9 protein-coding genes are annotated in these 9,906 nt (G+C 70.1%); 2 read left to right on the forward strand and 7 right to left on the reverse strand.

Features of this window, described 5'->3' with window-relative positions; genetic code table 11:
* Nucleotides 1–171 precede the first annotated feature (171 nt).
* Nucleotides 172–1,470: an MFS transporter gene (locus DI269_RS15715; protein ID WP_112137456.1), complete on the reverse strand. Its 1,299-nt coding sequence runs from the start codon at nt 1,468–1,470 to the stop codon at nt 172–174.
* A 60-nt stretch (nt 1,471–1,530) separates the two neighbouring features.
* On the opposite strand from DI269_RS15715, the gene DI269_RS15720 reads away from it, so the two are divergent.
* Nucleotides 1,531–2,076: an ArsR/SmtB family transcription factor gene (locus tag DI269_RS15720; RefSeq protein WP_112137458.1), complete on the forward strand. Its 546-nt coding sequence runs from the start codon at nt 1,531–1,533 to the stop codon at nt 2,074–2,076.
* Nucleotides 2,077–2,156: 80 nt separating this feature from the next.
* Here the strand turns inward: DI269_RS15720 and DI269_RS15725 are convergent, their stop codons facing one another.
* The 5 genes from DI269_RS15725 to DI269_RS15745 all read right to left on the reverse strand — a co-directional run bounded on the left by DI269_RS15725 (nt 2,157) and on the right by DI269_RS15745 (nt 8,563).
* Nucleotides 2,157–3,773, reverse strand: a complete 1,617-nt coding sequence (locus DI269_RS15725; protein ID WP_112137460.1) for a glycerol-3-phosphate dehydrogenase/oxidase — start codon at nt 3,771–3,773, stop codon at nt 2,157–2,159.
* Nucleotides 3,774–3,811: 38 nt separating this feature from the next.
* Complete coding sequence (gene glpK / locus DI269_RS15730; RefSeq protein WP_112137462.1) at nt 3,812–5,341, reverse strand: glycerol kinase GlpK; 1,530 nt, start codon at nt 5,339–5,341, stop codon at nt 3,812–3,814.
* A gap of 55 nt (nt 5,342–5,396) precedes the next feature.
* On the reverse strand, nt 5,397–6,155 hold the full coding sequence (locus DI269_RS15735) for an MIP/aquaporin family protein (protein WP_112137464.1): 759 nt from the start codon (nt 6,153–6,155) through the stop codon (nt 5,397–5,399).
* Nucleotides 6,156–6,429: 274 nt separating this feature from the next.
* Nucleotides 6,430–7,194 (reverse strand): IclR family transcriptional regulator, encoded by a 765-nt coding sequence (locus DI269_RS15740; protein WP_112137466.1) that lies wholly within the window; start codon nt 7,192–7,194, stop codon nt 6,430–6,432.
* A gap of 175 nt (nt 7,195–7,369) precedes the next feature.
* Nucleotides 7,370–8,563, reverse strand: coding sequence for a cellulose-binding domain-containing protein (locus tag DI269_RS15745; protein WP_198667468.1), 1,194 nt, complete (start codon nt 8,561–8,563; stop codon nt 7,370–7,372).
* A 230-nt stretch (nt 8,564–8,793) separates the two neighbouring features.
* Here DI269_RS15745 and DI269_RS15750 point away from each other — a divergent pair, with 230 nt between their 5' ends.
* Nucleotides 8,794–9,684 carry an SMP-30/gluconolactonase/LRE family protein gene (locus tag DI269_RS15750; protein WP_112137468.1) on the forward strand — a complete coding sequence of 297 codons (891 nt, stop codon included), beginning with the start codon at nt 8,794–8,796 and terminating at the stop codon, nt 9,682–9,684.
* Here DI269_RS15750 and DI269_RS15755 read toward each other — a convergent pair.
* Nucleotides 9,681–9,906, reverse strand: a 226-nt coding sequence (locus tag DI269_RS15755) for a hypothetical protein (protein ID WP_157975026.1), incomplete at its 5' end; no start/stop codon positions are given. The genes DI269_RS15750 and DI269_RS15755 overlap by 4 nt on opposite strands.

A 9,906-nucleotide genomic window follows, 5' to 3' on the forward strand; every position in this document is an offset into this window, starting at 1 on the left:
CTGCCTGGCGGCGGCAGGCGCCGACGAGGCATCGGCGATCGCCGCCAGGCAGGCCCGGCTGGTGGGCGGGCTCCAGTACGACCTCGCGGCCGGGCGGGCCGCGGAGGCGGCGGCCGCGCTGCGGACGCTCGCACCGACGTACCTGGAGCTCGCGGAAGCGCTGGAGCGGGCCTAGGCGGCCACGCCCGCGGGCTCCGGTTCGGGGTCGGGGAGCGTGCGGAGGTTTCGCAAGGGCGAGAAGAAGACCGGGAGGAACGCCAGGCAGAGCCCGGCCGCCGCGATCCACAGCGTGGTCCGGGCGCCGAGGTACTGGCCGAGGGCGCCGCCGAGGATCGAGCCGACCGCGTAGGCGCCGAACACGACGAAGCGGACGGTGGCGTTCATGCGGCCGAGCAGGTTGTCGGGCGTCAGACGCTGGCGGAAGCTCACCTGGGTGACGTTGTAGACCACGGCGCCGACCCCGACGAAGGCCATCGCGAGCGCGCCGATCCAGATGCGCCAGCCCGGTTCGGCCGCGGGGATGAGGAGGACCCACGGCGAGGTGACGGCGACCGAGAGCCAGACGGCGCGCCCCTCCCCCACCCAGCGCGTGACGGTGCCGACCGCGAAGGCCCCGGCGACACCGCCGACGCCGAGGAGCGCGAAGAACAGGCCGATCTCGCCGGGGTTCATGCCCATGTCGCGGGGCAGGAAGACCACGATCATCGCCATGAAGGCGCCCATCCAGAAGTTCCAGGAGCCGGTGCAGGCGACGATCGAGGCGAGGATGCGGTTGCGGAGGACGAATTTGAGGCCGTCCTTGATCTCGGCGCCGAGTTTGGAGTCGCGGGCGGTCTCGGGTTTCGACTCGCGTCGCCTGATGCGCAGGAGGAAGAGGGCGGAGGCGCCCATGGCGACAGCGTCGAAGGCCAGGGCCACCGGGGCGGTGAGCCACTCGATGAGCTGCCCGGCGAGGACGGGGCCGCCGAGTTCGGCGGTGGAGCGGACGGTTTCGAGTTTGGCGTTGCCTTCGACGAGCTTGTCGCGGCCGACGAGATGCGGCAGGTAGCTCTGGTAGGCGACGTCGAAGAAGACGGTGAAGACGCCGATGAGCAGGGCGACGGCGTAGAGCTGCCAGATGGTGAGGGCGTCGGCCCACCAGGCGACGGGCACGGAGAGGAGGACGAGGGCGCGTACGACGTCGCTGACGATGAGGACGCGGCGGCGGCGCATGCGGTCGACCCACGCGCCCGCGGGGAGGCCGATGAGCAGGAAGGCGATCATCGTCATCGCGGAGAGGACGCCGACTTCGAACTCGCTGACGTCGAGTGCGATGACGGCCGCGAGCGGGAGCGCGAGGGAGGTGATCTGGTAGCCGAACTTGGCGACGGTGGTGGAGAGGAAGAGGTCGCGGAAGTCGTGGTCGCGGAGCAGGCCGAGACGGTCGCGTTTCGCGGGCGCGGCAGGTTCGGGGTCGCCGAGGGAGATCATGTGATTGAGTATTCCCAATCAGTTGAGTTTTGTCAATCGGCCATGGCCTAGGATGGAGGCGTGGCAGAGCAGCGCAGATCCGAGGGCTTCAAGGACGACCGGCCGCTGGCTTCCGAGGCGGAGGCGAAGGCGGTGGCCTCGGCGGTGCGGCTGCGGATCCTGCGGCTGTGCCTGGACCAGCCGCTGACGAACAAGGAGATCGCGCTGCGGCTGGGTTCGAACCCGGCGACGGTGCTGCACCACGTGCGCAAGCTCGTGGAGACGGGTTTCCTTGAGCCGCAGGAGGAGCGGGTGGGGGCGCGCGGGTCGCGCGAGATCCCGTACCTGGCGACGCGGAAGTCGTGGGCGCTGCGGCTGGGCGAGGAGTTCTGGTCGGACCTGTCGACGGCGATGCTGGACGCGTTCCGCGGCGAGGTGGCGGAGCTGGGCGACCCGTCGCAGGTGAACATCGGGCGGCTCGGGCTGCGGCTGAACGAGGAGCAGTACGAGGAGATCAACCAGCGGTTCAAGGTGCTCTTCGACGACCTCGCGGAGATGCAGCCGGGGCCGGGGGCCAGGCCGTACTCGCTGTTCATGGCGATCCACCCGGACGCGGGGCGGGAATAGCAGAGCGGGACGGGGACCCCTCAGACCCCGTCCCGCCCGTCGAGGCAGTTTCCTGCCTCGTGTGTGTGGAAGAAAGCTTGTTATCGCCGGTCGAGGAGCTCCTGGACCTTGGCGCGGATCTCGGGCGTGTCGAGGCCGCGGATGGTGAGGGTGGTGCGGCGGCGCAGGACGTCGTCGGGGGTCTCGGCCCATTCCATGTCGCGGGCGTAGACCACCTGGGCCCAGATCTCGGGGGCGTCCGGGTGGACGCGCCGGGCCAGCTCCGGGTGCTCGCCCGCGAGGCGGGCGATGTCGAAGGCGATGGAGCCGTAGTGGGTCGCGAGGTGCTTGGCGGTGTCCTCGCCGAGGTTCGGCAGCGGCGCGCCGCCGTCGGAGAGGAGCCGGTGCTGCACGGCGTGCGGGTTCGCGATGCCGGGCAGGGGAAGGCGCCGCGGCAGGTTCCGCATGGGCTCCATCTCGGAGCCGATCGTGTACCCGGGCATGTCGGCGAGCTTCTTCATCACGGTCCGTCCGATGTGGCGGAACGTGGTCCACTTGCCGCCGGCCACCGAGAGCATCCCGCCGCGGCCCTCGGTCACGACGGTCTCGCGCTTGGCCTTCGCGGTGCTGCCGGGGCCGCCGGGCAGGACCCGGAGTCCGGCGAACGAGTACGTGATGAGCTCGCGCCGCAGCTGCTCGGGGCGGACCGAGTGGCCGGCCTCGTCGAGGATCTGGGCGACGTCCTTCTCGTTGACCGCGACGTCGCCGGGGTCGCCCTCGAACTCCTCGTCGGTGGTGCCGAGCAGGAGCATGTCCTCCCACGGCAGCGCGAACGTGATGCGGTACTTGTCGATCGGCGTCGCCAGCGCGGCCTGCCAGTGGGAGGTGCGCTTGAGGACGAGGTGGGCGCCCTTGGAGAGGCGGATCGACGGGTCGGCGCCCGCGTCCTCCATGCGCCGCAGGTGGTCGACCCAGGGGCCGGTGGCGTTGAGGACGACGTGGGCGTTGACGCCGAACTCGGTGCCGGTGAGGCGGTCGCGCAGCTCGGCGCCGCTGACGCGCCCGCGCGTGAACCGCAGGCCGGTCACTTCGGCATGGTTGAGGACGGCCGCTCCGGCATCGGCGGCGGCCCGAGTGGTCATGAGGGCCATGCGGGCGTCGTTCATCTGGCTGTCGCCGTAGACGGCGACGGCCTTGAGGTCGTCGATGCGCAGTTCGGGCACGGCCATGCGGGCCTTGACCGGGTTGAGGAGGTGGCCGACGCCGTCGCCGAAGGCCGAGAGCGCGGAGTACGCGAAGACGCCGGCGCCCATCTTGGCGGCGCCGTGGGGGCCGTTCTTGTAGATGGGCAGGTAGAAGGTGAGCGGCCGGGAGAGGTGCGGCGCCACCTGGCGGGTGACGGCGCGGCGCTCGAAGTGGTTCTCGGCGACGAGTTTGACGGCGCCGGTCTGGAGGTAGCGCAGTCCGCCGTGGAGGAGCTTGGAGGAGGCCGAGGAGGTCGCTCCGGCGAAGTCGCCGGAGTCGACCAGGGCCACCCGCAGTCCCGACTGGGCGGCGTGCCAGGCGGTGGAGATGCCCAGGATGCCGCCGCCGATGACGAGCAGGTCGAACGTCGTACGGGACAGGTTCTCGCGCTGCTCGGCCCGGTCGGCCCGCTCGGTGAAGCGGACCGCGGTCGGGTCCTCCCAGTTGGCCGGGAGGTGCTGCAAGGTGGTCATGGCCGACTCCTCATTCCACAGTGTTCATTGCTTTGCGCCTAGTCCTCAAGCCAGCCCATGGTGCGCTCGACGGCCTTGAGCCAGTTCTTGTATTCGCGGTCCCGCAGGTCCGAGTCCATGGCGGGGGTCCACTCGGCGGCCCGGCGCCAGTTGGCGCGCAGGTCCTCGGTGGAGTTCCAGAAGCCGACGGCGAGCCCGGCCGCGTAGGCGGCGCCGAGGCACGTGGTCTCGGCGACCATCGGGCGCACGACGGGGGCGTCGAGGACGTCGGCGAGGAACTGCATGAGGAGGTTGTTGGAGGTCATGCCGCCGTCGACCTTGAGCGCGGAGAGCTCGACGCCGGAGTCCTTGGTCATGGCGTCGGTGATCTCGCGGGTCTGCCAGGCGGTGGCTTCGAGGACGGCGCGGGCGATGTGGGCCTTGGTGACGTACCGGGTGAGGCCCGCGATGACGCCGCGGGCGTCGGAGCGCCAGTAGGGCGCGAAGAGCCCGGAGAAGGCCGGCACGAAGTAGGCGCCGCCGTTGTCCTCCACCGAGAGCGCGAGGGTCTCGATCTCGGCGGCGGTGCTGATGAGGCCCATCTGGTCGCGCATCCACTGGACGAGGGAGCCGGTGACGGCGATGGAGCCTTCGAGGGCGTAGACCGGGTCCTGCTCGCCGATGCGGTAGCCGACGGTGGTCAGCAGGCCCGACTCGGAGTGGATGAGCTTCTCGCCGGTGTTCATGAGCATGAACGTGCCGGTGCCGTACGTGGACTTGGCCTCGCCGACGCCGAAGCAGGTCTGCCCGAACAGGGCGGCCTGCTGGTCGCCGAGGGCGGAGGCGACGGGGACGCCCGCGAGGAGGGAGCCGAGGGAGCCGCCGGTGACGGTGCCGTAGACCTCGGCGGAGGAGCGGATCTCGGGCAGGACCTGGAGGGGGACGCCCATCTCCGCGGCGATGTCCTCGTTCCAGCTGAGGTTCTCGAGGTTCATCAGGAGGGTGCGGGAGGCGTTGGTGACGTCGGTGACGTGGACGCCGCCGTTGACGCCGCCGGTGAGGTTCCAGACGACCCAGGAGTCCATGGTGCCGAAGAGGAGGTCGCCGGCCTCGGCCCGCGCGCGCAGGCCCTCGACGTTGTCGAGGAGCCAGGCGATCTTGGGGCCGGCGAAGTAGGCGGCGAGGGGCAGGCCGGTCTCGGCGCGCCAGCGGTCCTGGCCGGCGTCGCCGCCGAGCTGCTTGCAGAGGACGTCGGTGCGGGTGTCCTGCCAGACGATGGCGTTGTGGACCGGCTCGCCGGTGCGCTTGTCCCACAGCATGGTCGTCTCGCGCTGGTTGGTGATGCCGATGGCGAGGATGTCCTCGCGGCCGGCGCCGGCCTTGACCATGGCCCCGGCGACCACTTCCTGGACGTTGCGCCAGATCTCGGCGGCGTCGTGCTCGACCCAGCCCGGCTTCGGGAAGATCTGGGCGTGCTCCTTCTGGTCGACGGCGACGATGCGGCCGTCGCGGTCGAAGATGATGCACCGGCTGGAGGTGGTGCCCTGGTCGATTGCGGCGATGAACGGGCCGCTGTGCGAGTCGGTCATGGTGCGCTCCAAAACATCGTTGTCGAGGCGGGATAAGTCGATTGTGTCGTCATGGCTAGGCGAAGGCAACGTTGTAGAGGAGTCCGGCGAGGACGGCGCCGATGACGGGGCCGACCACGGGCACCCAGGCGTAGCCCCAGTCCGAGCCGCCCTTGTTCTTCAGGGGCAGCAGGGCGTGGACGATGCGCGGGCCGAGGTCGCGGGCGGGGTTGATCGCGTAGCCGGTGGGCCCGCCGAGGGAGAGGCCGATCGAGACGACGACGAGGGCGGTGATGAGCACGCCGAGGGTGCCCAGGCCCTGGCCGGAGCCGTTGAGGCCCTGGGTGAGGATCGCGATGAGGAGGACGAAGGTGCCGATGATCTCGGTCGCGAGGTTCATGGCGGCGTTGCGGACCTCGGGCCCGGTGGAGAAGATGCCGAGGACCGGTCCGGCCTTGCCGGCCTTGGCCTCTTCGAGGGAGACCTCGGCCATGTGGGCCTGGAACTGGCCGTAGTAGGCGACCCAGACGAGGGCCGCGCCGATCATGGCGCCGACCAGCTGGGAGCCGATGTAGATCGGGACCTGGTCCCAGGGGGTGCCGCCGGTGACGGCGAGGCCGATGGTGACCGCGGGGTTCAGGTGGGCGCCCGAGACCCCGGCCGAGACGTAGGCGGCGGTGAGCACCGCGAAGCCCCACCCGAAGGTGATCGCGAGCCAGCCGGCGTTCTGGGCCTTGGACTTCTTGAGGGTGACCGCGGCGCACACGCCGCCGCCGAGCAGGATCAGCAGGGCCGTGCCGACGACCTCGCCGATGATGATGTCTGTGGTGGACACTTGCGACTCCTTTGTCCGTGCCCGAGAGCGGTGCCGGGGCGCCGCCTCGTTGGAAGGGCTTTTGTTCACGTCGGCGAGCCGATCGAACGCTCAAGCCGTTAAGCGTTCGACAATGCCGACCGATGTACGCAAAGTGTTCTCCTATGTTACGGGCTCGTCAATAGGTATGTGATGACCACCACAACTCATTCCTCGAACCATGTGAAACGCCTGCAAGACAGGCATAGCAGGACCACACGCGGCCCGCAGCAAAGTGGAGAAAAAGGGCGTATCCCTAGAAGGGCTTGGCCCCGAGATCGCGCGAGACCGAGCGCGCGGTGTCGCGGACGGCCGCGACCAGCTCGGGACGCAGGTCGCCGTCCCTGCACACCCGCTCGACGGCGCCGGTAATGCCGACCGCGCCCACCGGGAGGCGGTGCCGGTCGAAGATCGGCGCGGCCACCGAGGCCACGCCCTCCCAGGTCTCGTCCAGGTCGGTGGCGTAGCCCTGGGCCCGCGTCCGCTCCAGGACCCGCTCGATCTCGGGCAGGTCGGTGAGCGTGCGGGCGGTGAACGCCTCGCGCTCGGCCTCCACCAGCTCGGCGTGCGCGACCGGGTCGAACGCGGTCAGGACCTTGCCGAGGGCGGTCGAGTGCATCGGCTGCATCGCGCCGACCTCCAGGACCTGGCGGCTGTCGTCGGGGCGGAAGACGTGGTGGACGATGAGGACGCCCTGCTGGTGGACCACCCCAAGGTAGACCGCCTCGCCGCCCGAGCGGGCCAGGTCGTCGGTCCACACCAGCGCGCGGGCGCGCAGCTCGTGCACGTCGAGGTAGGTCGTGCCCAGGCGCAGCAGCTCGGCGCCCAGCTGGTAGCGGCCCGAGCCGGGGTCCTGCTCCACGAATCCCTCGTGCTGGAGCGTGCGCAGTATGCCGTGCGCGGTGGCCTTGGCCAGGCCCAGCGACGAGGCGATGTCCGACAGGCCGAGGCGCCGCTCACCGCCCGCGAGCAGCCGCAGCATGGCCGCCGCGCGCTCCAGCGACTGGATGTTCTTGGCCATCCGCCCGCCTCCGTTCCGGTCCCGTCACGATCGCGGCTTCGGAATCGCCGCGTTCGACAATGCTAAACACTATCGGCCCTTGCCGACCAGATCGGGTCCGACACCACACCCGACCGGACGATGGGAATGCGAACGGCGGCGGGCCCGAGGGCCCGCCGCCGTCAGTGGAGAGTCGCTAGTACCCGTAGCGGCTCTTCAAGTGGCGCCACCAGTCGCGGAGCATCCACTGGTCGAAGGTGGTGATCGTGGTGGAGGAGCCGGCCTTCATGATGAAGCAGCACTGGCCCGTCGGCGTCCAGTCGTAGAAGTCGTCCAGGCCGAAGGTGTGGCCGAGCTCGTGCAGGTAGATGTGGATCTGCGCCGAGTTCAGGCTATTGACGAAGTACTCCTGACCCATGCGCTGGCCCCAGTCGCCGCCCGCGCCGCCGCCCATGCCCTGGGTGAGCCACAGACTCTGGTCGTAGTGCCGCGCCGCGCCGCCGGGGCACTGGGAGTAGTTGCCGTCCTGGTGGAAGAAGCGCCCGCACTGCTCCGAGCACTGCGGGGCGTTCTCGCGGATGTTCCCGATGTAGACGTCGACCGAGCTGTCGCTCCACTGGAGGAGGTCGCGGCTGTAGGCGGCCCAGCCGACCACGTTCACCTCGATCTCGTCGAACGGCCACTCGTTCCAGCCGGCCATCTGGTCGAACCAGCGGTTGTACTGGTCCTGGAGCTTCGCCGCGATCTGGTCGCGGGTCTGGGCGGTCACCGGGTTCTGCGAGTCCCAGCGGACGCAGTAGTTGATGGTGCCGCCGGTGGCCATGACCTGGTCCCAGCCGAAGTTGCGGAAGTTGAGGTTGTAGGTGTCCTCGACGTGCGCCCACACCTCGTTCAGCGGCTGCACCAGGTTCGCGGGCGGGTTCCAGTCCTCCTGGCCGGGGTTGCCGGTCGGCGTGGCCGTCGGCGTCGGCGAGGAGGTCGGCTGCGTCGGCGTCGGGGTCACCTGGCCGGTGCAGCGGGTCCCGTTGAGCGAGAAGGCGGCCGGAACGGCGTTGGTGCTGCCGGTCGTGGTGCCGGAGAAGCCGAAGCTCACCGTGGTGCCGGTGGTCAGGCGCCGGTTGTACTCGACGCCGACGGCCGTGACGTGCGCCCCGGACTGGGTCGCGGTGGTGTTCCACGCGTTCGTGACCTTCTGGCCGTTGGCGTAGTCCCATTCGAGGCGCCAGGGGTCGACCGCGGCGGCGCCGAGGTTGGTGACCTCCACATTGGCGTTGAAGCCGCCCGGCCACTGGGCCGTGAGCTGGTATTCCACATCACACCCGGCGGTCTGCGCCGAGGCGGGGTTCATCGCGAAGGAGGCGAGGCTGGCGGCGGTGATGACGGATGCCATGCCCGCCAAGACCATGATCAGTCTTCGCCTGCGGTTGGTGGGGAGTGCCGGTCCCATATTCAGTTCCCGTCTGTCTGACGCGGCCGGGCCCGTCCCGGCTCAGCAATCTCAGGGTAGAGCGGTAACACGGACGACACAATGACCAGAGAGTAGTAAATCGATAACTATCGATACCACGGTCGATGGCGTAGATTCGGCGGCGACACTGCTGCGACCCCAGGGGGTTCCCGTTGAGCAAGACGCCCGTGAGTTTCGAGGTGCACGACGCCCGCTTCGACGTCGGCGGCGACGACCACCTCGAACGCCTGTTCTCCGGCGGCCGCTGGACCGAGGGCCCGGTGTACGTCCCGCACGGGAAGTACCTGCTGTTCAGCGACATCCCGAACGACCGCATCCTGCGCTGGGACGAGACCGACGGCTCGGTCAGCGTCTTCCGCTCCCCCGCCGGGTACACGAACGGCCACACCCTCGACCGGCAGGGCCGCCTCGTCTCCTGCGAGCACGGCGCGCGGCGCGTGACCCGGACCGAGCTCGACGGGTCGGTCACCGTCCTCGCCGACCGGTGGGAGGGCAAGCGGTTCAACAGCCCCAACGACGTCGTGGTCGACTCGACCGGCGCGGTCTGGTTCACCGACCCGCCCTACGGGATCACCAGCGACTACGAAGGGCACCGGGCGGAGCCGGAGATCGACGGCTGCCACGTGTACCGGATCGACCCGAGTTCGGGTGAGGTGGCGCGGGTCGCCGACGACTTCCAGCGGCCCAACGGCCTCGCGTTCTCCCCCGACGAGCGGACCCTCTACATCGCCGACACCGCGGGCGGGCACCTCCGGAGCTTCGCGGTCGAGGACGGGCGGCTCTCGGGCGGCGGCGTGTTCGCCGAGTCCCCCGGCGGCAACTTCGACGGGCTGCGCGTGGACATTGAAGGCCGCGTCTGGGCCGCCGCCGCGGACGTGTACTGCTTCGACCCGGACGGGACCCATCTCGCGACGCTGCCGATCCCCCAGCCCGCGGTCTCCAACCTGGTCTTCGGCGGCCCCAAGCGCAACCGCCTGTTCGTCACCGCCACCGACTCGGTGTACTCGATCCTCTTGAACACCAACGGGGTCTGGAAGCTCTAGAGATCGGAGAAGCCGAAGCGCTTCGCGAACTCGGACAGGTGGTCCTCGGCCGCGACGAACGTGCCGAGGAAGTCCTCGTCGACCCCGAAGGCGCCCACCAGGTCCGGGACGTCGGGGACCAGCAGGTCGCAGGCGTGGGCGGCCGCCGCGTCGACCGCGCGCAGGTCGGCGGCGGTGAGCAGGCGGCAGCGCACCAGGCTCGCGGCCCGGCGGCGGACCCAG

The sequence above is a fragment of the Glycomyces dulcitolivorans genome (genome assembly GCF_003265355.1).
In the GTDB taxonomy this organism is placed as follows: domain Bacteria; phylum Actinomycetota; class Actinomycetes; order Mycobacteriales; family Micromonosporaceae; genus Glycomyces; species Glycomyces dulcitolivorans.